General features: G+C 40.7%; 23 protein-coding genes. 4 read left to right on the top strand and 19 right to left on the bottom strand.

From position 1 onward, the window contains the following. Positions 1–90: 90 nt before the first annotated feature. The 9 genes from BLR54_RS10085 to BLR54_RS10045 form a co-directional block, all read right to left on the bottom strand. Complete coding sequence (locus BLR54_RS10085; protein WP_090420494.1) at positions 91–1,455, bottom strand: PFL family protein; 1,365 nt, start codon at positions 1,453–1,455, stop codon at positions 91–93. Between the two features lie 105 nt (positions 1,456–1,560). Next, on the bottom strand, positions 1,561–1,836 hold the full coding sequence (locus tag BLR54_RS10080; RefSeq protein ID WP_090420491.1) for an ACT domain-containing protein: 276 nt from the start codon (positions 1,834–1,836) through the stop codon (positions 1,561–1,563). Between the two features lie 123 nt (positions 1,837–1,959). Then, complete coding sequence (locus BLR54_RS10075; protein WP_090420488.1) at positions 1,960–2,760, bottom strand: MBL fold metallo-hydrolase; 801 nt, start codon at positions 2,758–2,760, stop codon at positions 1,960–1,962. Positions 2,761–2,823: 63 nt separating this feature from the next. Continuing rightward, positions 2,824–4,911 (bottom strand): cell division FtsA domain-containing protein, encoded by a 2,088-nt coding sequence (locus tag BLR54_RS10070; protein WP_242871236.1) that lies wholly within the window; start codon positions 4,909–4,911, stop codon positions 2,824–2,826. 14 nt (positions 4,912–4,925) lie between these two features. Next, the gene (coaE, locus tag BLR54_RS10065) at positions 4,926–5,525 is read right to left on the bottom strand and encodes a dephospho-CoA kinase (RefSeq protein WP_090420484.1); all 600 of its coding nucleotides are present in this window, start codon (positions 5,523–5,525) and stop codon (positions 4,926–4,928) included. A gap of 3 nt (positions 5,526–5,528) precedes the next feature. After that, the gene (locus tag BLR54_RS10060) at positions 5,529–6,731 is read right to left on the bottom strand and encodes a DUF975 family protein (RefSeq protein ID WP_090420482.1); all 1,203 of its coding nucleotides are present in this window, start codon (positions 6,729–6,731) and stop codon (positions 5,529–5,531) included. A 70-nt stretch (positions 6,732–6,801) separates the two neighbouring features. Next, positions 6,802–9,504 (bottom strand): DNA polymerase I, encoded by a 2,703-nt coding sequence (gene polA, locus BLR54_RS10055; protein ID WP_090420480.1) that lies wholly within the window; start codon positions 9,502–9,504, stop codon positions 6,802–6,804. A 53-nt stretch (positions 9,505–9,557) separates the two neighbouring features. After that, positions 9,558–11,351 (bottom strand): aminopeptidase P family protein, encoded by a 1,794-nt coding sequence (locus tag BLR54_RS10050; RefSeq protein WP_090420477.1) that lies wholly within the window; start codon positions 11,349–11,351, stop codon positions 9,558–9,560. A gap of 15 nt (positions 11,352–11,366) precedes the next feature. After that, the gene (locus tag BLR54_RS10045; protein WP_090420474.1) at positions 11,367–12,869 is read right to left on the bottom strand and encodes a glycoside hydrolase family 5 protein; all 1,503 of its coding nucleotides are present in this window, start codon (positions 12,867–12,869) and stop codon (positions 11,367–11,369) included. A 142-nt stretch (positions 12,870–13,011) separates the two neighbouring features. Here BLR54_RS10045 and BLR54_RS10040 point away from each other — a divergent pair, with 142 nt between their 5' ends. Continuing rightward, positions 13,012–13,257, top strand: a complete 246-nt coding sequence (locus tag BLR54_RS10040; protein WP_090420469.1) for a helix-turn-helix transcriptional regulator — start codon at positions 13,012–13,014, stop codon at positions 13,255–13,257. Positions 13,258–13,269: 12 nt separating this feature from the next. After that, positions 13,270–13,554 carry a hypothetical protein gene (locus tag BLR54_RS14835; protein WP_143008429.1) on the top strand — a complete coding sequence of 95 codons (285 nt, stop codon included), beginning with the start codon at positions 13,270–13,272 and terminating at the stop codon, positions 13,552–13,554. A 52-nt stretch (positions 13,555–13,606) separates the two neighbouring features. Here BLR54_RS14835 and BLR54_RS10035 read toward each other — a convergent pair whose 3' ends face one another. Both BLR54_RS10035 and BLR54_RS10030 read right to left on the bottom strand, forming a co-directional pair. Continuing rightward, on the bottom strand, positions 13,607–14,563 hold the full coding sequence (locus tag BLR54_RS10035; protein ID WP_090420466.1) for a P1 family peptidase: 957 nt from the start codon (positions 14,561–14,563) through the stop codon (positions 13,607–13,609). Between the two features lie 96 nt (positions 14,564–14,659). Further along, on the bottom strand, positions 14,660–15,877 hold the full coding sequence (locus BLR54_RS10030; RefSeq protein ID WP_090420463.1) for a 6-phosphofructokinase: 1,218 nt from the start codon (positions 15,875–15,877) through the stop codon (positions 14,660–14,662). An 87-nt stretch (positions 15,878–15,964) separates the two neighbouring features. Here BLR54_RS10030 and BLR54_RS10025 point away from each other — a divergent pair, with 87 nt between their 5' ends. Continuing rightward, positions 15,965–16,360, top strand: a complete 396-nt coding sequence (locus BLR54_RS10025; RefSeq protein ID WP_090420460.1) for a hypothetical protein — start codon at positions 15,965–15,967, stop codon at positions 16,358–16,360. A gap of 96 nt (positions 16,361–16,456) precedes the next feature. Here BLR54_RS10025 and recJ read toward each other — a convergent pair whose 3' ends face one another. The 5 genes from recJ to BLR54_RS10000 form a co-directional block, all read right to left on the bottom strand. Continuing rightward, entirely contained in the window at positions 16,457–18,223 is a 1,767-nt protein-coding gene (recJ, locus tag BLR54_RS10020; RefSeq protein WP_090420457.1) for a single-stranded-DNA-specific exonuclease RecJ, read from the bottom strand. Positions 18,224–18,239: 16 nt separating this feature from the next. Beyond that, complete coding sequence (locus tag BLR54_RS10015; RefSeq protein WP_090420453.1) at positions 18,240–19,598, bottom strand: sodium-dependent transporter; 1,359 nt, start codon at positions 19,596–19,598, stop codon at positions 18,240–18,242. Between the two features lie 85 nt (positions 19,599–19,683). Next, positions 19,684–20,667: a phosphate acetyltransferase gene (gene pta / locus BLR54_RS10010; RefSeq protein WP_090420450.1), complete on the bottom strand. Its 984-nt coding sequence runs from the start codon at positions 20,665–20,667 to the stop codon at positions 19,684–19,686. A gap of 152 nt (positions 20,668–20,819) precedes the next feature. After that, positions 20,820–21,998, bottom strand: coding sequence for a CapA family protein (locus BLR54_RS10005; protein WP_090420447.1), 1,179 nt, complete (start codon positions 21,996–21,998; stop codon positions 20,820–20,822). 2 nt (positions 21,999–22,000) lie between these two features. After that, on the bottom strand, positions 22,001–22,177 hold the full coding sequence (locus BLR54_RS10000; protein WP_090420444.1) for a DUF4250 domain-containing protein: 177 nt from the start codon (positions 22,175–22,177) through the stop codon (positions 22,001–22,003). Between the two features lie 126 nt (positions 22,178–22,303). On the opposite strand from BLR54_RS10000, the gene fliB reads away from it, so the two are divergent. Further along, positions 22,304–23,356 (top strand): flagellin lysine-N-methylase, encoded by a 1,053-nt coding sequence (gene fliB, locus BLR54_RS09995; RefSeq protein WP_090420441.1) that lies wholly within the window; start codon positions 22,304–22,306, stop codon positions 23,354–23,356. Positions 23,357–23,502: 146 nt separating this feature from the next. On the opposite strand, the gene BLR54_RS09990 is transcribed toward fliB, so the two are convergent. The 3 genes from BLR54_RS09990 to BLR54_RS09980 form a co-directional block, all read right to left on the bottom strand. Beyond that, positions 23,503–24,336, bottom strand: a complete 834-nt coding sequence (locus tag BLR54_RS09990) for a YitT family protein (protein ID WP_090420438.1) — start codon at positions 24,334–24,336, stop codon at positions 23,503–23,505. 92 nt (positions 24,337–24,428) lie between these two features. Next, entirely contained in the window at positions 24,429–25,100 is a 672-nt protein-coding gene (locus BLR54_RS09985) for a histidine phosphatase family protein (protein ID WP_090420434.1), read from the bottom strand. Positions 25,101–25,113: 13 nt separating this feature from the next. Next, on the bottom strand, positions 25,114–25,992 hold the full coding sequence (locus BLR54_RS09980; RefSeq protein WP_090420431.1) for a helix-turn-helix domain-containing protein: 879 nt from the start codon (positions 25,990–25,992) through the stop codon (positions 25,114–25,116). Between the last annotated feature and the right edge of the window lie 15 nt (positions 25,993–26,007).

Below are 26,007 nucleotides of genomic sequence, written 5' to 3'. Positions count from 1 at the left end.
TATACTAGATTTTTATGAAAAAAATGTAAATAAAAAAGACACCGCATCCGTCAGCAAGCTGACAGATGCGGTGTCAAAATATAATCTTATTTAATTCTTGAATGAATGAATTGGAGCTGGAATGCGTCCCTGACGATTAATAAAATCTGCACAAGAGAACTTATTCACAGGCATGATTGGTGCATAACCAAATAATCCACCAAACTCAACTGTATCGCCCACACCCTTGCCGATAACAGGGATAAGACGAGCTGCTGTTGTCTTCTGGTTTACCATACCAAGAGCCATCTCATCTGCAATCATACCAGAGATTGTTGTGGCTGGTGTATCACCAGGAATGGCAATCATATCAAGACCAACTGAACATACGCAAGTCATGGCCTCAAGCTTTTCAAGAGTGATTGCACCTGCCTCTACTGAGTTAATCATTCCCTGATCCTCAGATACAGGAATGAAAGCACCAGAAAGACCACCTACATAAGAGCTGGCCATAACGCCGCCCTTCTTAACCTGGTCGTTGAGCATTGCGAGAGCAGCTGTAGTACCAGGAGCACCAGCATATTCAAGACCAATCTCGCAAAGAATATCAGCAACTGAATCTCCAATTGCAGGAGTTGGAGCCAGTGATAAATCAATAATACCAAATGGAATGCCAAGACGCTTTGACGCTTCCTGTGCAACAAGCTGACCAACACGAGTAACCTTGAAGGCTGTCTTTTTGATAGTCTCGCAAAGAACCTCGAAGCTCTCACCACGAACTTGCTCAAGGGCTTTCTTTACAACACCTGGTCCAGAAACACCAACGTTGATAATTGCATCTGCCTCTGTTACACCGTGGAAGGCACCAGCCATAAATGGGTTGTCGTCTGGAGCATTACAGAACACAACAAGCTTCATACAATCAACAGAATCTCTGTCCTTCGAACGATCAGCTACCTGTAATAAAATGTCGCCCATAAGACGGACTGCATCCATATTAATACCAGTCTTTGTGGAAGCCAAATTTACAGAACTACAAACCCTCTGTGTCTCGCAAAGAGCCTGTGGAATAGAACGAATAAGCATCTCATCAGCAGTGGTCATACCTTTTGAAACAAGGGCAGAATAACCACCAATGAGGTTGGCACCAACAGCCTCAGCTGCCTTATCAAGAGTGTGTGCCAAAGAAACAAAATCAGCAGGGCACTTGCAAGCAGCGCCACCAACTAAAGCAATAGGAGTAACTGAGATACGACGATTTACGATTGGAATACCATAATCACGCTCAATTTCCTTTGCTACTTTATCTAAATCCTTTGCAACCGTTGTAATGCGATTGTAAACCTTTTCATTAACAAGCTTTAAATCGGAATCGATGCACTCGAGAAGGCTGATACCGATGGTGATGGTACGAACATCAAGTGTCTGCTCTTCCACCATTTTGTTTGTTTCGATTACTTCTTTTATATTGACCATGTTATCCTCCTAATATTACGAGAAAGCACACCCATGAATGATTGCCTACGGCAAAGAGGGGTGTGCTATCATAAGCACTTTGCCTTAACAAGCTCGGCAAAGTACTTATAGACGATGCATCTTCTCAAAAATTTCTTCTTTTTGAGCCTTTACCTGAACTCCGATTTCCTCACCAAGAGTCTCAAGATCCTTCTGGATCTCGCCGAAGTTTTTAGAAGCCTTCTCAATGTCAACAATCATCATCATGTTGAAGAACCCCTGGACGATAGTCTGAGTAATATCTAAAACATTAACTCCGCTTCCTGCTAAGTATGTGCAGATTCTAGCGATGATACCTACAGTGTCTTTACCTACTACGGTAATAATTACTTTGTTTTCCATATGAGTTCTCCTTTTCTGGTCCGCTGGTTACTGTAACAATCCTTAGAGTTTCTTCATTCAGCTAACACGCTTCATTCAGAAACCTAAGAGATTGTTACTTACCAGCTCACTTAAAATAATTACTTACAAGATAACGCGCTCCGATACGTCGCTGCGGGAGGCTACGGTAATGTTGAAATCCTTCGCATTGTATGGGGTGGTTTCATCCATTGTAACCTCTAAGCGCACGGTCTCGTACGCCAAATCTGGATAGTTGTTTTCGTGAGACAAATGGCCTAAGAAGACATGCTTAATATTATCATGGAGGACAGAGCTTAAAAGCTTTCCACTGGCCTCGTTTGAAAGATGACCATAATCCCCTAAAATTCTTTGTTTGAGAGGATAAGGATATGAACCCACCTCCAGCATGTGAATATCATGATTTGCCTCAAGTAATAAGGCATCCAAATTTGTTAAATTTTCTACAATATAGCCATCATAATAACCTAAGTCGGTACATACTGCAACCTTAGATTTTGAATTTTCTATACGATATGCAACTGGGTCTGCAGCATCATGACTAATATGAAATGGGTGAATATTAAGACTACCTATAGAGAAATCCTCGTCAGGCCTAACAACGTGAAAAAGTGTGTCGTCTATAGCCCCAAGGCTTTTCATAGAACGTATTGCTCTGATGGTAGCAGCAGTTCCATAAATTGGAATGTGGTATTTTCTAGCGATTACTCCCAGGCCTGACACATGATCTGAATGCTCATGAGTAACCAAAACGCCTGCCATATCAGCGGTGGTGTAATCATATTGATTCATTCCCGCCTCTATTCTCTTACCTGAAATACCTGCATCAATCATTACATGTGTGTTGTCATCTCCAACACAAATGCAATTACCACTACTACCACTTGCAATACTAAAAAAATCCATTAATTTATTACTTCCTTATCAGCCTATTTACCAGGCTTAATTACTAACTATTTTTGTGTACACTTAAGCTTGCGCTTCGCCATACCAATAACACTCAACCTCATCATTGGCTCTAAGCTCATCTGAGTAACCACATTTCTGTCCATTAATCTTTATGATAAGCGGACGTCCATTACCCTCGCTTGGGTCAAAATTAATAAGTTTGTAAATATCTACAAAAATGTATTCCTTCTTTCCAGAAAGAGTCATTCGTTTGCCATTAACAACAATTGGAATATCTACAGATTCAATCTTCATTCTTGTGTGAACATCTGAAACTGACTCTGGCTCCACTGGCTCAGCCTCATAATCCCCTGGAAGTCCTTCGCCGTCTTCAGCCAAGTAGTCCCCAGCATACGCAACAGGACTTGTGGTGGTCCAGTAAATAACAAAGTTCTCATATACCAGTGAATCAACACTAGCTGGTCGATTATTCACAAGAATCTCATATCTATCATCAATAGTGACATCCATAAATTCTGCCAACTGTCCAACTGTATAGAATGGACGTGTCTCAATAACATCTCCATCCCTAACTGAATAAGTTGGTGGCTCCATTGAACCATTTACTTCAACAAACTTTGGACACTTTACTCTGTGACCACAAACATTGAAGTAAATATATTCGGTGGTGAACTCTGCCAAATCTGCAATGGTGCCGTTACCACCCTCACCAACTGTGGAAGGAGTAAGCTCAACTTCACAGTTGAACTCAAGAGGTGTGTTAATTCCAACTGGGCGACCATTCATAGTAACCACAGCTGACTCTCCCTCTGTACCACGAATCATTCGCGCTACACCATTGACTGTAAAATTAATCTCACGTCCACGACGTGGGAATAGCTGATCAGCTGAGAAGCCTGCCTGCATAGCAGCATCTACAATTGTAAGCTGACCATTATCATAAAGCTTCATCATCTCTCCATTGAAATGAATCATGATGAAGTTGTTCTTTGTCTCGTAATAGTTCAAGCAGATTCCAATAGGAGTAACAAGGAGTGAATCCTTCTGAATATCATTCTGCTCGAAGACAATGTTTTTCATGACCTCCTCGCCACGAAGTGCAACACGCTCGCTAACGATATCAAGGTCTTTTGAAAGAGCCTCTGTGAAGCCATGAATCTTTCCGCCACCGCCAACAACAAAGGCAGCAGAAACTGATTTGTCACCATTAAGCTCTTTGATTTTTGAAGCAACCTCTCCTGATATCTTTTTCATAACAGGATCTGTAAGCTTGTAAACATCCTCTGATTTGATGGTGTGGCTGATTCCCATAATATCTTCATATGTGATGTTGCCACCTTCAGTGGATGCTCTCTTTATCTGTTCAGCTGTGGCGAAATCAACCAAGAACTCGTGAACAAGAACCTCTGTCAGCTCGTCACCTGCCATTGGAATCATACCATAGGCAATGATACTTCCGTCTCTGGTTACACAAATATCGGAGGTACCTGCGCCAACATCAATAAGAGCGATGTTAAGCATTCTAAAGTTCTGAGGAATTGCAACATTGATAGCAGCAATAGGCTCCAAGGTAAGATTTGCAACAGTAAGACCTGCCTTACCTACAGCCGAATAAAGACCATCAACTACATCCTCTGGAAGGAAGGTAACAATAATATCTTCACCAATAACATCAGCCTTGTGATCTTCTAGTGAAGAAAACAGATCACCATTCAAATAATATTTAACGGTAGAATATCCTACGCAGAAAAACTTGTATTTGTTATCCTCCTCACCCTTAATCTCCTTTCCAGCCTGTTCAATTCCAAGCATATCAAGAGTGTGAAGATCTTCGCCTGTAACCACTGTCTCCTCAGGGAACTCCAATTCCACATGAGTGGTGATTGTACGAAGCACACGACCAGCGGCAGCGATACATACTTCTGTGAGAGTGAGTCCGGTCATTTCCTCCAGCTCTTTTTTCACCTCATCACAGGTGGCACCAACGCGCCCAATATCGTGAATCTGACCATCCAGCATGGCACGTGTATCATGCTCGCGAATAGTCTGTGCAATAACGTGGAACTCCTCTCCGTCAAGGTACCCCACTGTACCAATGACATTTCTAGTTCCAATATCCAACCCAAATACAATGTCCTTCTTTTCCATAGTAACACTTCCCCTTAGTAAGATGCCTTTAGTATGGCTCTAAGCTGTTTGAGTGTTTCTTCCTTTGAGCCACTGTTGTCGATAACACGGTCACAGTGCTCTCGAAAGCTCTCATCCCCACGCTGAACCTTAAAGGTATTCTGAATACGTTCTTTGGTGTATCCTCGTGATTCCATCAGGCGTTTTTCACGGGCCTGAGGGCTCGCAAAGATATACCACATCTCATCAACAAGTTTACCATATCCACATTCTATGAGCAATGCAGCCTCAAAGAAAAAGTACTCTATATTGTGCTGTTTCTTCTCGGTCTCTACTTGATTTAGTACCTCTTTTTCAACAGCAGGATGGACGATTTTATTAACCCCTTCTCTAAGAGAATCTGAGGCATACATATACTTAGCCATAAGTGGCCTGTCAATCTGTCCCTTTTCATCCAAAATAGAGGTTGGCCACGGCAAAGCAACCACCTCATCAAAACACTGATGACCTGGCGTCATAAGCTGGGCAGCCACCTCATCAGCTAATAAAACCTTACAATTAAAATTTTCCTTTAGCAAAGAGAGCACCGTGCTTTTGCCAGCGCCGATGCCCCCTGTAATTCCTATAAATTTCATGTTTTACTCGTCAAAAATATCGTCGTTCTCCACAACCTTAGGACCGTATGTGTTTTCACCTGAAGGTGAAGATGCGTCAAAAGTCTGCTCAGGCTGTGCTGGCTCAACTGGAGCCTCATAGCTTGGCTGTTCTGGTGCAACTGTTTCAACTGGCTGCTCAAAGCTTGGCTGCTGTGGTGCAACTGGCTCTACAGGCTGCTCAAAACTTGGCTGCTGTGGTGCAACTGTTTCTACAGGCTGTGCAAAGTTGTTCTGTGCAGGAGCCTGTGGCTCAAATGAAGCTGACTGGAACACTGGTCCCTGATTAGCATTATCTACTCCGTTAGGTACATATCCCTGTCCAAACTGCTGTGGGCCTGGAACTGGCTGGCCTGGCATTGGCTGACCTGGTCTTGGTCCTGGCTGGCCCATACGAGTTCTCTTAAGGAAGTCATAGCATCCTGCCTCTGCTAAGTGAATGTATGGTCCAACATAGAAGATGATGAGGATACCACATGTAAGAAGTGATAAAAGTACCCAACCGATGAATGAAAGGTCCATTACGAATAAAGCACCCTTGTAACCATCTGTCATCTGCTTTGTCATCTTAAAGCATTCCTTGATAGTAAGGTCTGGACGGTCAATCAAAAGATAAGGAATCATTCTGTACTGATAGCCCTTAATAATAGTCATGACACAACCTGCAAAGTAAAGGATTCCACCAACTACGGCTAAAATCACCCACATTGTGTCCATCTCAGCCATAACTATACCAACTAGCATAAGAATGTATCCTGGAATAGGCCAAAGCATAAGCTTTAATGCCATAAGGAACATACCACCGATGATTCTCCACATTCTGTGGTTCTTGAAGCCTTCAAAGAAAGTACCGAAGTCACCCTTTGAACCTCTATAGAATTCATAATAGAATTTCAACTCACCAACAGTGATTACATTCATAAAGAGGCAAATGATTACTATAGACACCATATAAATAATATAGAAGCCTACAAGGAATCCAACTCCTGCAGAACCATCAAATAAACCTTCGAGGCCTGCGCTAAAACCTACAACTGCTAAAAGAGCAACAATGACTACTGTAAAAAATACAGAAAGTGCTGCCTCTAACAAAAGTCCCAGTAAAAATGGGTATCCTACAATTGGCCAATAGTTAGCTGATAAAGCAGCTCTTGCATTGGCTTTAATCTGTTTTCTTGGAAAACTCATAATTATCCTCCTAAAAAAATTATTAATTAATATTACCTAGTTTATATAAAACTCCGGAAAGCGGGAAAGCTTAGTGAGCTTCCGCCCAAGTCTTTCCAGAATTCATATCAATTTCAAGTTGCACTAAAAGTTGTGCTGCTCCTTGCATTTCTTCAGCTATAAGCTGTTCCACCTTAGAACGTTCATCCTCGTAAGTCTCCACCAAAAGCTCATCATGAACCTGAAGTAAAAGCTTTGATTTCAAGCCTTCCTTTAAAAGTCTATCGTGAACATTTACCATAGCTATCTTGATTATGTCAGCAGCCGTTCCCTGGATAGGAGAATTCATAGCAATTCTCTCACCAAACTGTCTGGTCATAAAATTAGATGATTTAAGCTCTGGCACAGGGCGACGTCTACCGTACATGGTGGTTGCAAATCCCTGCTCTGTAGCAGAGGTCTTAAGCCCTTCAAGGAATTGGTGCATCTTAGGATAAGCCTTGAAATAATTATCGATATATTCCTGGGCTTCCTTTCTGCCAACACCGATATCCTTTGCAAGACCAAAGGCGCTGATTCCATAAACAATACCAAAGTTTACTGCCTTTGCACTGCGGCGCTGTAAATCTGTAACCTCCTCAAAAGGAGTATTAAACACCAAGGATGCAGTGGAACGATGTATATCCTGCCCTGCCTTAAAGGCATTAATCAGATTTTCATCACCTGACATATGAGCAAGCACTCTAAGCTCAATCTGAGAATAGTCTGCATCAAGGAAAATGCAACCATCCTTTGGATAGAATACCTTACGGATTTCTCTTCCAAGCTCCATTCTGATTGGAATATTCTGGAGATTAGGCTCTGTAGAGCTGATTCTTCCAGTGGCTGTCACAGTCTGCATAAAGGTGGAACGAATTCTTCCATCCTCATCTAAGCATGCAGCCAATCCATCTGCGTAGGTGCTTTTCAGCTTTGTCAACTGTCTGTACTCTAATATATCATATATTATCGGATTTGTAGCAGAAAGTTCTTCTAAAACATCTGCAGCTGTTGAATATCCAGTCTTTGTTTTCTTTCCACCTTCTATTCCAAGCTTTTCAAAAAGAATGACACCCAGCTGCTTTGGTGAGTTGATATTAAACTCCTCACCTGCCTGACTGTATATGCTTTGCTCTAATTCGTTTATACGAATTTGAAGCTTGTCTCCATATTCCGCCAAGGCCTTTGCATCCATAGCAATACCCTGAAGCTCCATATCAAATAAGGTGTAAGCCAGAGGCATCTCGATTTTCTCATAAATATCAAGCATTCCCTCTTCTTTAATCTCTGCTATCACCTTTTCAAAAGCTGCATAGGCAACATAAGCATTATAGCAAGCATAGGTTGTAACTGCCTCAAGAAGGCTGTCATCCTCTAAAGCTGCAGAAAGCTTTTTCTTTCCGAACAAATCTGCCTGGGCTGGAATAAGGATTCCAAGAATCTCGTTTGCAATATCGTCTGCTGTATATTCCTTTTTAGTAGGATTAAGAAGATATGCAGCCACAGCTACATCAACTGCTGTTGGAAAGATTTCTGCCTTTCCTCCCAATGCAAGCACCTGTTCTTTTTCGCTATCAGCTAAAAGGTCGAAAATCAAATGCATAGCATTCTTTAAATCCCAGAAGCACAGCTTCACACCAGCCTTGCTAACCTCAATAAGCTTGTGAGCAAGATAATCTGGAGTAATAAGGCCCGCACAATCCACATAGATTGTAGCGTCTCCTACTGAAAGGGCTGCGCCTTTGATTTTCCTATCATCGCCAGCCATAATACTTGCACCAACAAAATCTTTGCCAGCTGCCTTAAGCTTTGAAAAGAAATCCTCTACATCAGATAATTCGTATATACGTTTAAAGGATTCAGATGTATTATCCTGGACCTTTGAAGTGTCTGTGCTTTCAAATCTAGGCAATAACTTCTTCAACTCATAGCGTTTACAAAGAAGATATGCCTCTTCTGTAAATAGATTTTCAAGCTTTGTACTGCCTTCTTCAAGCTCTATAGGCGCATTCACATTTATAGTTGCAAGCTCCTTAGAAAGAACTGCAATATCCCACTGTGCAATAAAATTGTCGAGGACCTTGCCCTTTTTCATTTCATCAACGTGAGCATGGCATTCCTCGATTGAACCATATTCTGCAATCCATTTCTGAGCAGTCTTTGGTCCGATGCCTTCTACACCAGGGATGTTATCGCTGGCATCTCCCTGAAGAGCCTTTACATCAATAAACTGCTTTGGTGTAACATCATATGTCGACTTTACATCTGCAGCATAATAGTTTTCAATTTCTGTGCCACCTTTTTTTGTCTTTGGAATGGAAATCTTGACCTTGTCAGTTGCAAGCTGAAGAAGATCTCTATCTCCAGAAACAATAGTAACATCAAAGCCCTTTTCTTCGCCCATTCTGGCAAGAGTGCCAAGGATGTCGTCAGCCTCCCAGCCCTCTTTAGTGATTACCGGTACGCCCATTGCCTTAAGCATTTCCTGAATACGAGGAATCTGTTCCTTCAATTCTGGTTGCATAGGCTTACGAGTGCCCTTGTATGCCTCGTACATTTTATGTCTAAAGGTTGGAGCGTGAACATCAAAGGCAACTGCAAAGTTGTCTGGCTGCTCATCTTCAATAAACTTAAACATCATGTTTAGGAAACCAAAAATGGCGCCGGTGTGTTCTCCGGCGCTATTTGTAAGATCTGGAACTCCATAAAATGCTCGGTTGGCAATGCTGTGGCCATCCATTAGTAATAATTTCATAAACACCTCATCAGTCAGCTAAAGCTGCCAGCTTCCCCTCAAGGGGAAGCCTTTTAGATATCTCTGGTTTCTTTAGCTAACCAGTCATTCTCCTCATCTGTTAAATATGGTTTTAATGTTTCGCGTACCAAGGCGTGGTACTCGTTGAGAGTCTTCTTTTCTGCCTCAGTCATCATTTCTGGGATAACTGGATCAAGGTCGATTGGGCAGTAAGTGATTGCTTCGAAATGACGGAAGTCGCCATACTCTGTAGTTTCACCTGCCACACAAAGAAGCTCGTTTTCGATTCTGATTCCAAAACCATCTTCAATATATAAACCTGGCTCATCAGTTGTAATCATGCCTGGCTTAATCTCTGCAGAATTCTGTCCCTCAAGTACTCTCCAGTGGAAACGGTTTGGTCCCTCGTGAACATTAAGAATATGTCCAACACCGTGACCTGTTCCACAACGGTAATCAAGTCCCATATCCCATACTGGGCCACGAGAAAGAATATCAAGGTTTGCACCAGTAACTCCCTTAGGGAAGTTTGCTGCAAGAAGTCTTAAGTGACAACGAAGAACTACAGTGTAATACTCCTTCATCTGCTGTGTAAGAGGTCCAAGGGCAATGGTACGTGTAATATCAGTTGTACCTTCAAGGAAGTGAGCACCTGAATCAACAAGTAAGAAGCCCTCTGGCTTAAGTGTTGCTTCTGAACCTGGCTTAGCACTGTAATGCATCATTGCTGCATTAGGACCATAAGCTGAAATAGTATCAAAGGAAAGGTCAACAAAGTTTTCCTGATCCTTACGTCTTGCCTCATAATAATCAGAAACAGTGATTTCTGTCATAGGAGTCTTGCCGATGTTTTCCTTTACCCACTTGATAGCCTTTGTACATGCTACACCATCCTTGATGTGAGCAAGCTTTGTATTCTTAATTTCTGTTTCATTTTTGATTGCGCGCATAAGCTCAGAAGGATTCTTTCCGTCGATAATCTTAGCTGATCCCTTCAAAGCCTTAACCATGTTGTAGTTAACAATTGACTGGTCAAGAAGTACGCTTCTATCTGCCAAATCAGCACTCTGAAGATAATGATAAATCATATCGTAAGGATAAAGCTTAACGCTGTTATCATTGAGGTACTGCATTACCTCCTCTGGCCAATTTGTGGTATCTGTAAACAGGATAATTGTCTCATCTGTAATAAGGAGGAAAGAAAGGAAAACTGGTACGTTTGCAATATCATTTCCTCTGATGTTAAGCACATAGGCAATGTCGTAAAGACTAGTAAGAAGATGTGCATCTGCCTTATTATTTTTCATCTTTTCACGAATTCGATAGATTTTTGCCTGCATGCTCTCGCCTGAGTACTGCTCCTCAAGAACCCATGTAGTAGCTTTTGGAAGAGGTGGTCTATCTTCCCAAATCATATCCACCAAATCTTCTGTAGTGTAAAGCTCACCACCCTTGTTCTGAGCTATCTCGAAATACTTTGCAGCATTCTTAGCTGAAACACAGCGACCGTCAAAGCCAAGACAACCACCATCCAAGAAATTCTTTTCAATAAACTCGTCAACCTCTGGAACACCAGGCTCACCAATACGCTCCAAAATAACCTCAGAATCCTTAATCTGCTTTGCAGCCTGAACGAAATAACGTCCGTCTGCCCAAAGATGAGCTTCCTTCTGTGTGATGATTGCGGTTCCTGCTGAACCTGTAAAGCCTGTCATAAAGCTACGAGCCTTAAAATGCTCTCCAACATATTCTGATGAATGAAAATCGTCTGTAGGAATGAGGTACATATCGATACCTCTCTCATTCATTAAATTACGCAATGCTGCGATTTTCTCATTTGTTGTCATTACTAAATATTACTCCTATCTTCTATTCTTCTGACTATTGCTAGTCTTTTTTGAATTTTTATCTTTAGAGCTATTGCTCTTAGAATCTTTGTCCTTTGAGCTGTCACTCTTAGAATCTTTGTTTAAGGATTCCCTAGAATCTTCTTCTAAGTCTTCCTCTATATCTTCCTTCTCATCTTCATACTGAGAAAGCTTCTCTGATTTTTTACTTTTATTGTTTTTACTATCAGAGACTTTTTCTTTATCTGTCTTCTGACCATTTTTGTTCAAATATACACCATCTTCAAAAGTGGAATCATGATAGTTTCCAATAGTATCTAACAAGAATTGTGCTGACTCAGAAATCTCATCCTCTGTGAAGCCTTCAAGCTTATCACAATCAGAATTAATCATAGCAGAACCTTCATCTTTGTTGGAGAAGTTCCACATGCAAGATGAAAGATTGAATTCTGTTTCCTGCATTAAGTCATACCAATCATCAGCTTCATCTAAATCAGCTTCTCCATTGCCATCAGCTGAAACAAGACCATACTCTGAGATGAATACTGGCAAGCCCTCTTCAAGAGCTGTTCTAAGCTTATCTCTTTCACGAGCACCATGTGTTGCTGCATAGAAATGATAAGTGTACATAATGTTATCAAACTCAAGTGGATCATCAAGCACTGAGTAAAGGTCGCTAGACCACTTTGGTGTACCCACCAAAATAATAGCATCCTCGTTTACATTTCTGATAACAGGGATAACCTCATTAGCATAATCTCTAATATCTTCCCAAGTGGTATCACCATTTGGCTCGTTGCAAATCTCATAGATAACGTTTTCATTTGATTCGTATTTACGAACCATCTCACCAAAGAACTGAATAGCCTCTGATTTGTATTCGTTAGGATTGTTGTCATTTAAGATATGCCAATCAATGATAACATACATATCATTATCTGTGGCAGCCTTTACTGCATCATCAATAATATTCTTAAGATTTTCCTGGTTTTCCTTGCCACCAACACAGTATCCATTGTAGTCGCTGGTGTACATAGCAAGACGAATTACATTGATACCCCAGTCCTCTCTTAAAGACTTGATAGTCTCAGGTGAAGCATAATCTGGGTACCAGTTGATTCCATGTGTGCTGACGCCCATAAGAAGTGCATCGTCACCATTTTCATCAACAAGCTTTGTACCGTCAACAGAAAGCTGACCATAATACTTAAGCTTTGTTCCGTTACCAAGGTAAGTTGGAGCTGGCTCCTCTTCCTTTTTCTCTACCTTAGTTTCTTTTTTAGGCTTAGTTTCTTCAGTCTTTTTTTCTGTATCTTTAGCCTTTTCCTTAACTACGAGCTTTGGTTCTTCCTTAGGCTCGCTAGCTGTCTCTTTTTCTTCAGTAGTTGACACTGTTACCTGCCAAGGGAATGTAACACCGCCTTTAAAATAAGTAATTGCAAACACGCCACCTACGATAGCTGCTGCAAGAATAATCACAAAAAGAAATGTAATGAAACGTTGTTTTTTTGAAACCATAGTGTCCCCCTTATGTCATTTTCCTTTTAGCTACTATTTTAGTACATTCCCTCTTTTTTTGAAAGAATTAGTATGTGGATATTGTGAAACTCCTTGCTTTCTGTTATCATATATGATAACTTATAAGCATGAGGTGGTAGGCATGAAGAATCGATACGAAAATGGAGTTGTCACGCCCCAGGCTTTAGCGGCACGACATTCCATTGCCAAAGAGCTTCGTGACACCCGTCATCAGTTAAATTTGACTCAAGAATCTCTTGCAGATCTTGTGGGCACCAAAAAATCCAACATCTCCCGGATGGAGAGCGGGAAATATAATCCATCCTTGGATTTCTTGGTTAAGGTTGCTGAATCTATGGGTAAAAGGGTGGATATTCACATAAATTAGAAGGTTATAGAAATGAGAAAGAAACCAAAGTTATCAAAAAATGTCGGTAAAGATATAGTTTTATGCAAAACAACAAATCGAATCGTATCTAGACGAACCACAAGTCTTCTACTGGAGCAGTCAGTTCCATTTTCAAAGACTTATCACAGAGTTCCATTATTCTTGAGACACAACTATAATGGTGCTGACATAATATACGTTTTTTCCATTAACAGAACTCAATACTCTCACGCTCGCAGAGTATTATCCCTATTGGAAGAACACGATTACAATCGATTATCTTTAAATGTTATCTAATCCTAATAAACAAGGCTTCCTGAATCACTTTCCAGGAAGCCCTTTTTATACCTTATTTTACTGTTCTACGAATTGCTTCGCACATAACCTGATTAGCTAATGTTCCAACAATATCCAAGGTTGATTCCACTTGTCCAACAGACATTGCGTAGATGCTATCTCCATCCATGGATGTATGAATTGGTCGAATACATCTCGCATATCCATCGTGAGTCATGCCCGCCAGCTTGCACAGCTGAGTCTTGTTGAAGCTAGCGTTGGTGATAACAATACCAATTGTTGTATTTGTTACAGGCTTTGTATCATTCTGAGTTGCAGCTGGACTCTCTGCCATTGAAAGAAGAATATCCTCGCAGGATAAATCATTCATGCTCTTTCCGTCCTCGGACATTATCCCTGCAATCCTCTTTCCAGTTTCATAATCGTATATATCCCCAATTGCATTAGTGCAAACAATTGCTCCAACCTTTAATTCACCTAACTGAACAGCATAAGAGCCTACGCCGGTTTTGGTGCATCGTTCCATTCCAAGGATTTTTCCAACAGTAGCTCCACAGCCACAGCCGAAATCTCCATCCTTGTAATTTCCAAAATCTCCTATCTCAAAGGCATTTTTGGCAGCCTGATACCCCATTTCCTTATCAGGATATACATCACTGCGACCAATTCCAAGATCAAAGATATCTGATTGACATACCAGTGGAACAACCACATCCCCTACTGGAAAACCAATGCCATGTTCTGAAAGATATTTCATGACACCACCTGCTGCATCAAGACCAAAGGCAGAGCCGCCACCAAGAACCACCCCATGGACAATCTCAGCTGCTGCCAGTGGGTCCATAAGGCCAGATTCTCTACTTGCTGGGCCACCACCACGAATATCAAGACCTACAGGCGCTCCCTGTGGAGCCACAATAACAGTTACACCTGTTGCAGCTTCCTTATTTTCTGCCTGCCCAATTTTAAAATCGCCAATTTCACTTAGCTTTATTTCTTTAATTCCCATAATGCTGCCCTTTCTAGAATTTTTACATTTGATAAAAGAGGCAAATCTCCTTTGCCTCTTTTAAATCTGTTTCTTTATAAAATTACAATCATCCCATTAACGAGAAACATATACTGGAAGACCATCCTTATATTCAACATCTGGCAATCCAATAACAAGTGGCTGAAGGTATTTAACCATATCAGAGGTAACACCATTGTGCTCAGGATTAATCCAATCCTTTGGAACCTCCTTAGCCTCATTAGCTATGTCATGAATCTTTGCATAATCAAATCTGATTTCGTATGGAGCGTTGCTGATTCGTTCCATTGTAACCATGGCACCTGTAACACCCTCTTCAGCAATATCCACAGCTTTTTTACCAATAGCCTCTGACTCATTGATATCTGTAAGGCTGGACATATGAGCTGCTGCTCGTTGAAGAACATTCACCTCGATAGAACGAACCTTTACGCCAAGCTTTTCTTTTACAAGATATTCCAAAGTTTTGCCTGCACCAGAAAGCTGTGCATGACCAAAGTTGTCAAGAGTGCCTGTAGATGCTGAAATATATTCACCTGCTGCATCTCTGATTCCCTCAGAAACAGCAACAACAACATTTGTCTTTTCATCAAGAAGTGCTTTCAAATCGCTGATGAACTTTTCCTTATCAAAAGGAACCTCTGGTAAGTAGATAAGGTCTGGGCCATCACAGCACTCGTTCTTTGCAAGAGCTGTAGCCGCTGTAAGCCAGCCTGCATCTCTTCCCATAACCTCGATGATTGTAACGCTAGGATTGTCATAAATCTGAGCATCAAAGATAACTTCCATTGTAGAAGTCGCAATATATTTAGCTGCAGAACCAAATCCTGGAGTATGATCTGTAATGCACAAATCATTATCTACTGTCTTTGGAACGCCTACGAATCTAATATCAGAACCAATCTTTGCTGCGTATGCAGAAAGCTTATCAACTGTATCCATGGAATCATTTCCACCGATATAGAAAAATGCTTCGATTTGGTATTTTTTAAATTGTTCGAATAAGTTATCATAGATAGGATCATTTGAGTCGACACTAGGAAGTTTGAAACGGCATGAGCCAAGATACATAGCAGGAGTTGTTTTAAGACGTTTTAAAAAACGAGGATCGTTTGCCACAACGGCAGTTAGGTCAAGTACATTGTCATTCTTAATTCCAAGAATGCCATTAATAGAACCGTAAATCTTATCATATCTAGAACCTAAGGTGCCCTCGATAACACCTGCAAGACTAGCATTGATTGCCACTGTTGGGCCACCAGATTGCGCTACTAATACGTTACCCATTTTAATTCGTACCTCCCTTAAGAAGAAATTCGTTATAAAACAAGCCTATCTTGTTTACATCTATTCACAATTTTAACACAGAGGAGACATTTTATGAACACATTTTTATATGGCATTTTAAACATAATTGCACGGGCACATACATATATTTTGTCATTGAATGATGCATATGAAACATATTTCACCGACAAGGAACTTCACTTTATTGTAATTGGAGCAATAGGAATGATTATGGTATTTCTGATTCATCCACTATTCACCCTCCTTGCCAAGACAGACCATGTGCTTGTCATCACATGGATTTATGTATTCACACTTGTACTTTTGATAACCTTTGCAATAGAAATTGGGCAGAAGGTATCACACTCAGGTGTGATGGATTTCAAGGACATAGTCTTTGGTATATGGGGATTTATGCTGATGTTCCTCATCTTTGCATTGATAAGGGGAATCATAATTGGAATAATCCACCTAATAAAAGACCGCTAATCCGCCGGTTACAGCTACAAGCCTTATATCTCTCCGCTCAGCTATAGAAAGCTTCACTTAAGAGATATAAGAGCTTGATGCCTACCGGCTCATTTATTACCTAAAGTTTTCTAGCATAATTTGTATGCTACGGTTGCCACGGAATTCATTTATTGATGGTTCGTAGATGATGCTCATTTTAACGCCTGGATTGTGACCCGCACAAAGGTCATCCCAGGTACCAGCACCATATTTTTCATCTACAAGATTTTCGAATTCAGGTACATTTCTAAACAACATTGCAGTCATTGTGCCACCGTTTTCTGTTCCAACGGTAAGTCTTAAATACTGGCCTTCTTTTCCGATGTAGGCCGCTTTCAAAATCGCCACATCCTTCAAGGCAAACAATGGCTTTGTATTTCCTGTTCCAAAAGGCGCCAGCATATCTAAGCTATCCACCAATTCTTCAGTGATATATGAAAGAGGCATGTCACAGTCAATCTTTATAACCTCCTGCATATCATCCTCAGTTAGAGTGCATCTCTCATTCAAGCGCTGACGCAATTCATCAATCTTTTCAGTAGGAAGAGAAACGCCTGCTGCCATAGGATGACCGCCAAATTTGGTGAACACATCCTTCACGCCAGTAAGTTCTTCAAACATATTATAAGCAGGAATTGAACGACCACTTCCCTTCGCACCTTCTTCTGCATCTGTGATTACAAGCACAGGCTTACAGTATGCCTCGCGAATTCTTCCTGCTACAATTCCAGCAAGAGACTCATGAAGCTCTGGAATGTAAACTACAAGAACGCGGTCATTAATCAAATCGCTATTTTCAATCATATCTCTGGCCTTATCAATGCCAATTTGAGTCATGTTCTTTCTCTGAGCATTAAGCTCAACAAGCTCGTTTGCCATTGCAAGAGCCTTGGCCTGATCTTCCTCCATCAAAAGCTCAATAGCACGACCTGCAGTATCAAGACGACCGCTGGCGTTAAGACAAGGTCCAATAATAAATCCAAGATGGTAACAGCTAAGTGGCTTTCCTTTTAGCTCATTTCGCGCCAAAAGAGCATTGATACCAATATTATCAGTGTGCTCTATGGCTTTGATGCCGTGATAAACTGTCGCCCTGTTTTCACCTTTCAGTTCCATAACATCGCATACGGTGGCAATGCTGGCAAACTGAAGATATGCGTCTGACTGTTCCTTTTCCAAGCCAAGGAACTCAAAAAGAACCTCTGTCAGCTTCCAAGCCACCTGGGCACCACAAATCCCCTTGAAAGGATATTGGCAATCATCACGTTTAGGATCAACAACTGCATCTGCATTTGGAAGCTTCTGGATTTTGGTCTCACCGTCTTCGGCAACCTCAAAAGGAACCTCATGATGGTCAGTAACAACAAAAGTCATACCAAGCTCTTTTGCAAGATCAATAGCTGGCGCTGCAGCAATTCCATTATCACAGGTGATGATGAATCTCACACCCTCGTCATAGGCCTGCTGCACCATGTCAGGATTAATACCGTAGCCATCCACCATTCGATGAGGTACAGCATAGTCCACATCACCACCAACCTCTCTAATTGCGCTTGTGAGAATGTAGGTAGACATTATTCCATCCACGTCGTAATCACCTACCACGCGAATCTTCTGCCCTTCATCAATGGCCTCCATGAGAAGCTCACAGGCTAAATCCATATCTGCAAATAAATGTGGATCTCCACAGCTATTAAGCGATGGATGAAGATATTCCTCCATCTCCTCATAGGTATTTAGTCCCCTATTAACCATGAGGCGAACTATAACTGGATCCACCCCAAGCTTTGCGCTAAGACCTGCATAATCTGCACTTTTTCTTTGCAATAACCACTTACTCATTTAAAATCTCCAAAATCTAGATTAACCCCTGAAGGATAATAATCATAATTAAAACAGGTAGAACAAATCTAAAGTAATTCTTGAATATTCCTGGCATTTTCATTCCTGCACCAGTGTTTGTTTCTTCCATATATTTATCAAATCCCCATCCTGCTTTTGTAACACAGAAAAGAAGGAAAATAAGAGAACCGATTGGAAGAAGTAAATTACTAACAATAAAATCCTCTGAATCAAGCACGTCTCTTGCGCCAATAAGGTGAACGTTGCTCCATACATTATAACCAAGCACACAAGGTAAGCTTGCCACAAGAATGAATATCGCATTTACGATAATTGATTTCTTTCTTGACCATCCCCAGTTATCCGAAAGAATTGCAATAAGATTCTCAAATACCGCTGTAACAGTTGAGAAGCTTGCGAAGGTCATGAAAACAAAAAACATGGTTCCCCATAATCTGCCCCACTGCATGTTAATAAAGATTCTAGGCAATGTGACGAAGATAAGTGAAGGTCCCTGAGATGGCTCAACATTGTAGCTGAAACAAGCAGGGAAAATAATTAGTCCTGAAATCAATGCTACAAAGGTATCCAACGCACAAATTCTGATAGATTCACCTGTAAGAGCATGATCCTTTGACATATAACTACCAAATATCTCAAGACTACCAATACCAATACTTAAGGTGAAAAATGCCTGGTTCATAGCTGAGCTAATCACCTTCCATAGGCCTACATCAGTAGCTTTTTTCCAATCTGGAAGAAGGTAGAAGCTTACACCTTTGGCTGCACCTGGAAGTGTTAAAGAATGAACAGCCAGAATAATAATCAAGAATAAAAGCCCCAACATCATCACTGAAGTTACACGCTCCAAGCCCTTTTCAACACCAAGTGAAAGTACACAGAAACCTAAGATAACTGTGATTGCCATAAATAATCCCATCTCTATAGGATTAGCTAACATCTTTTCAAAAACATCACCTACCGCATCAGTCTTCACGCCCTCAAACTGACCTGAAGCAAATTTAAAGAAATAATTCACCATCCAACCTGCTACAGTTGTGTAATACATCATCAATATATAACAGCCTGCCATGGCAAACCATCCGTGGATATGCCATTTTGAGCCTGGCTTTTCAAGCTTTTTGTATCCCTGAAGGATTGTCTTCCCACTAGCTCTACCAACTGCTAGCTCCATGGTCACAACTGGAAGACCCATAACAACCAAAAACAAAAGGTAAAACAATACAAACACTGCACCTCCGTTTTCTCCTGTCACGTATGGAAACTTCCAAACGTTTCCAATTCCAATTGCACATCCTGCACTAACTAATATGAAGCCCAAGCGGGATCCAAAGCTACCTCTCTTTTCTTCCAAAACTAAAATCCTCTCTTAATTTCAATAAAATAACCCCTACCCAAACGGATAGGGGCCAAGATATTTTATATCTTATTATTTACAATTATGCAAGAGCAGCTGTAATAATTGCCATTGAATAAACTTCCTGTGCATTACATCCTCTTGAAAGATCGTTGATTGGTGCATTAAGTCCAAGAAGGATTGGGCCGTAAGCATCAAATCCACCAAGACGCTGTGCAATCTTGTATCCGATGTTACCAGCATTAATATCTGGGAAGATGAATGTGTTTGCATGACCAGCTACTGGGGAGTCTGGACACTTTGTCTTAGCAACACGTGGAGAAACTGCTGCATCAAACTGAAGCTCTCCATCGATATCAAGCTCAGGATATCTTTCCTTAGCAAGCTTTGTTGCCTGATTCATCTTATCAACATCCTCGCCCTTACCTGAGCCAAGTGTTGAGTATGAAAGCATAGCAATCTTTGGATCAATACCAAAAATTTTAGCACAAGCTGCTGTCTCACCTGCGATTTCAGCAAGCTCCTCAGCGTTTGGTTTAATATTAATAGCGCAATCACCCATAGCAAGAACTTCACGATCACCTGTTGCATGATTACGAACCATGATGAAGCATGAAGAAACAATGCTGTTGCCTGGCTTTGTCTTAATAACCTGAAGTGCTGGACGAACTGTATCAGCTGTTGAGTATGTAGCACCACCAAGAAGTGCATCTGCAACGCCCATCTTTACAAGCATTGTACCAAAGTAGTTTGCTGCTGAGCATGTAGCCTTAGCCTGCTCCATTGTAACGCCCTTTGATTTTCTAAGCTCACAGAAAAGCTCGCACATCTCATCGAATCTATCATAGTTTGCTGGATCGATGATAACTGCACCGCGGATGTTAAAACCAGCATCCTCTGCAGCTGCCTTAATCTCTGCCTCGTTACCAATAAGAATTGGCTGAAGGAAATCTGAACCGAGAAGACGGCTAGATGCCTCAATAATACGTGGGTCTGTACCCTCTGTAAAAACGATTTTCTTAGGATCCTTTTTAAGGATGTCAATTAATGCTCCAAATCCTGCCATAATTTATTTCCTCTTTTCTTTCTTTAAAAGATTGTTAGTTTTCTAAAACCAATAGTTATGATACTACTTTTTTATGAAAAAACAGTGGTTTTGAGCATTGTTTTTGATTTTGTACTTTTTTGTATTTTTGTTAATTTATTGTCAATTATTACTCACTGCACTTCAGTGATTAATCCGTCGTCGTAAATCTTAATATTATTAGAAATACTCTCCATATAGCTGTAGCCGGCTGGGTCTATGCTGGTGCATGCGCCACTGGCTGTAATAGGAATAATTCTATAGGTCACATCATCATTTTCTTGGAAGGTGATTTCCACAGCTCCGCCACCACCAGATTTTATTGTCTGATTGAATATGAAGTTTCCAAGGCTGTAGAAAATTGGCTTGCCATTGTACATTTCAATTGGCTGTAGGCAGTGGCTGTGCATACCGATGACCGCATCTGCACCTGCATCAATAAACTTGTGAGCATCGTTTGGCTGATAGTCAGTAAGCTCTATGGTGTGCTCCACGCCCCAGTGAACCATTACAAATAAATAATCCACTTGCTGCTTGGCTGCAGTAATTGAGTTTAATAAATCAGTTTCATCGTAGAAACAAAACTCACCAGGCTGTGAGTTAAGAACGTTCCAACTTCCAACAGGAATAACATGGCTAGCTGCAAGGAATCCGAAGGTGCGCCCCTTGGCATCAGTCTTTACAATAAGCTTGCTGGCATCCTCTAGACTGTTTCCTGCTCCGGTGTAATCAATACCTGCATTAGACAAAGTGGTGAAGGTATCTGTAAGTGCATCTTTTCCGTAATCAAGCACATGATTGTTGGCAAGACCAGCAATATCCACACCAAGGTCATTTAGCAAGCTGACATATGAAGGATTAACTCTGAAGGTATACTGTTTGTCAGGAGCCTGCTGTCCACGCTCTGAAAAACAGAACTCATTGTTAATCATTGTGTAAGTTGCATCTTGCATCAACTGCTGGATTTCAGGGGCACAAACCCCATTAACTCCGCTTGCGGTGTAATTTGACTGAACATACTCACTAAGCTCTACATCACCGGTAAATACGATTTTTGTAGTCATATTCTGGTCGGTGATTTCAGGTTCAACTTCTGAAGCCTCTTGATTATTTTCTTCAATCAATGCAGTGTCATCAGAAGTTTCTTCCAGCTGTGCTTCAGTTTCAACACCTTGTGTGCCTTTAATCTTGGCTAAGAGTTGTTGCCCCTGTTCTGAAAATGGTCCATCAGCGCCAAAAGCATACCAGCCCACGGCCCCTATAATCACAAGTACTAATAAAGTTTTAATTAAAGCTGCGAAAAATTTTTTCATAATTATCTGAACTTATTCATAGCTGGGTCATAGTGATAATCGATGCTGGCTAACTTTGCGATTATCTCGTCACCATCTACTTCATTATCCTCCACTAATTCTTGAAAACTCTTATAATAATCACGTAATGCTGTGTTAACCGCTGAAAGCAGCATTACTGGATCTTTTGGAAATTTCATCGTTTAAACCTCAATTCTATAATTCAACTTTTGTATTCTATCATATAATCCACCAAAAATCCCATTGTATACAAAGTAAGTTCCGTGCTACCATATTTTTAGGTTTATTAATGAAAGGAATCATATATGATTTATAGAAAACAAACTGGCTATGACGATTTTAAATGTATAGCTGATAAATGTCCAAAAAGCTGCTGTATTGGATGGCAGATTATGATAGATGACGAAAGTCTTGATCGATACAGCGCAGAAAAAAGTTCTTTTGGCGATAGACTAAAAGGTGGCATCAACTTTGATGAAAAGTGCTTCCGTCAGAATAATACCCGTTGCTCAATGTTAAATGACAATGGACTCTGCGACCTTCATTCCACTTTAGGTGAGGACAAGCTTTGTTATACCTGTAAAATGTTTCCTAGACATGTGGAAGAATTCCAGGATATTAGAGAATATTCACTTTCGCTTTCATGCCCAGAGGTTACTCGCATGATTTTAGAACCTGATTATGAGTTTGATGTGGATGAGTCGGAAGATGAAACCTTTGATGATCCAGATGAATTTGAGGAATTTGATCTTTTATTATTTGATAGATTGGATTATGCCAGAGATAAAATGCTTCAATTGGCTGCAGCCAAGGAATTATCTTTACAAGACAGAATGAGTCTAATTGCTGGAATGGGATTAAAGCTTCAGCGACTTTACGACAATGGAGCTATATTTGATATGGATGATGTGGACTTTGATGATGAATTTGATTGCGCCGGAACAAGCGCACTTTTATCCTTAGAGCATTGTACCAACACCATGGATGTGCTTCTTGGAATGGAAGTGCTTGAAGAATCATGGCGTGAATCTATCAAGTATGCCCAAGATTTCTGGAAGAATCACACCTTGGATTTTGTAGCTTGGAAATCTGCTATGTATCCTGAAGCTGATGTAGAGTTTAAGTTCCAAAAGATTTTAGAATGTTTATTGTTTACTTATTTCTGCGGTGCTGCCTACGATGGTCAGATTTACGCCCGTACAATGATTGCTGTACAGAGCACCCGCTGGCTTATGATGCTCCACGGAGCTGACAAGGATGCATCACTTCAACAGATTATTTACTTATATTCTAGGGAAGTAGAACATTCAGATATTAACGTAAACAGGTTAATTGAATTCTTTGAGGGGGAGCTGTAAAGAAGTGATATATTGAGGATATTGTCACCTATGTAAAAAAATAACAGGAACAACACTTCCAAAATGGATTTGATGCTCCTGTTTTTCCATACCCTCTCTTAGAAGGTCATATAATCTGTCCTCCTGCCAAGATTATACCATATCCTCTACCTCAATATCTCATCAATAGTAGACACGGTGCTGAAGCTTCCTGCATGAGCGGATATAATGTCCTTCATAATAGGAAGTTCAAAGTAGCTTATGTAGCAAATAAGTGTGTTGTTCTCTCCTGCGATGGCACCTCTGGAATCCATGATGGTACAGGTTTTGTTTAGCTGTTCTTTGATGTCAGCAATGATGTTATCAGGATCTTGGGTGATAATTGTGACCTGCTTGATAGCTTCAAAGTGGTCGGTGTAATGGTCGATGATTGCTGTTGCCACCACATAAACCAGCAAGCTTAGAAGGGCTGCTGTCACATCAATTACCACAAACACCGTAGCGTAAACCATAGCGTTGAACAAAAGTAACACCGGTGTCATACTGTAGTTGCGGCCAGTCTTATCAGATAGTTTCTTTATGATGATGTTTGCTAAGATTTCTGAACCGTCTATGCAGCCTCCGTTTCGAAGAATCAATGACAGGCCTGCCCCAAGGATTGCTCCACCAAAGGCAACTGCCAAAAAGTGCTCTGTATTCAGCTCAAAAGGAATCTTCTCAAAAAAATCCAGGCCAATAGTATAGAATAAAGAGCCTATAGCTGCCTTCAAGGTAAACTTCTTTCCAAGCACCAAAAAACCTGCAAATATGAAAGGCACAAAGACAAAAACTACGCATAATGACAAGGACAGCCCAGTCAACTTACTAATTATGATTGCCACCCCTGCAGTTCCATAGTCTATAGCATCGTTTGGAAGCAAAATCAAGGCAACAGAAAAACTAGCCATAACCGCTCCCAAGATGATAAAGAAGTATTCTAAAATCCCCTGTGTTTTCTTCATGTAAACTCTCTTCCCCAGCTATATCTTCCAGCTTTATCTTCTAGAACTTCCTAAATTATTTTTCCAATAGACCTCAATACTATACCTCTATTTTACCAGTTCTTCTCAAATCCGTCAGATATAAACTTGTAATCGTCCGATTTGCCATCTTCAGATAAGAAAATTTCTGCTATAGCACAGTTATTGAAATCTACATCCCAGTAAGCCGATCTAGGAGTCTTTTTCAGGTATTCAAACATACCATGACTAAGAGCCCCGTGGCTTACAAGCATGACAATGTCGCTATCCCCAAACTCGCCTGAGGCAATACGACTGCGAAGCTTTTCTACAACGGCAGCCGCCCTGGCAACAACCTGGTCATAGTTCTCTCCACCCTCTGGAGGATTATAAGTTTCAGGATGATCAAAACACTCTGCTATAAATGCAGGATTCTCTTCATCCATATTTTTCTGCTCATATATGCCAAAGGCCATCTCAATGAGATTATCATCGATTTCCACTTGAGACGGTTTATTCTCTGCTGATATTGAGTCTATAGCATACTGACTAATGTCGATTCCAGCCACCACACATCCTGTTTCAATGGCGCGTCCCAAAGGACTTGATATAATTTTTGTTGGAACTAAACCATTTTTTACTACAAACTGATGAGTCTCAGCAGCCTGCTGACGGCCCCTTTCATTTAAAGGAATCTCCGAGCTTCCCTGAAGTCGTTTCTGAACATTCAAATCCGTCTGTCCATGTCTTACCAAAATTAATCTCATTACAAATCTTTACCTATGCTTTCTTAACTTCTGTAGTCCAATACATGCTCTTGAACTCTGTAGGTGTACATCCCTTTTGAAGTTTAAACATTCGTATAAACGAAGATATGGATGTAAAACCACAATTGATTGCCACATCAGTTACAGAAATACCAGGCTCTACAAGAAGCTCCTGTGCCTTAGCTATACGTTTTTGATTAACATATTTGTAAAAGCTTGTACCTGTAAACTGTTTGAACAATCTCTCAAAATAGAACTTGCTAAAGCCACTCATATCAGCAATGGCATCTAGCTTTAAGTCCTCTGAACAATGCTCGTTTATATAATCACAGATTTCCAAAAACTTTGGCGCATACTCTTCCTTTACAATAGGACTGTAATCTGCACTCTTATTACTTGTGTTGGAATAATTCTGCCCAATAAGAACAAGCATCTCCAATAGTTTACTATAAATGTTCACCTCTGAAAATGGAGCACTTGACATATACTCTTCCCTAATCTCCACCAGCATATCTTTAATAGTATGGTGAATTGTTGGGTACTCCTCAGGAGTGATTACACAATATGGCGACATAATTGAAAACAGCACTTCCACCTCTCTCATAAATCTAAGAGTGGTTGTGTTTGGCTGAAAAATAATACGTCGACCTGTAGGCGGTGCCACAATAGAATGAACACAGCCTGGACAAATGATACAAATATCCCCCTCTTTCAGAACAACCTCCCCGTTTGAAAATATCATCTTATAGTTGTTTTCGACTGGCATAACTATCTCAATTGCAGGATGCCAATGCATAGGATAATCCTCGTACTGAGTATTATCATAGAGCTTAATACTAGTACTCTGCTTATAGTTTACAGTCTCAAAAATGCCATCAAGGTTTTCTATCATTTCTTCTCCCTTTCT

Source organism: Pseudobutyrivibrio sp. YE44 (assembly GCF_900104335.1).
Taxonomy (GTDB): Bacteria; Bacillota; Clostridia; order Lachnospirales; family Lachnospiraceae; genus Pseudobutyrivibrio.
Note: the sequence above shows the minus strand (reverse complement) of the source record. Positions and strands in the feature narration are given on the sequence as shown.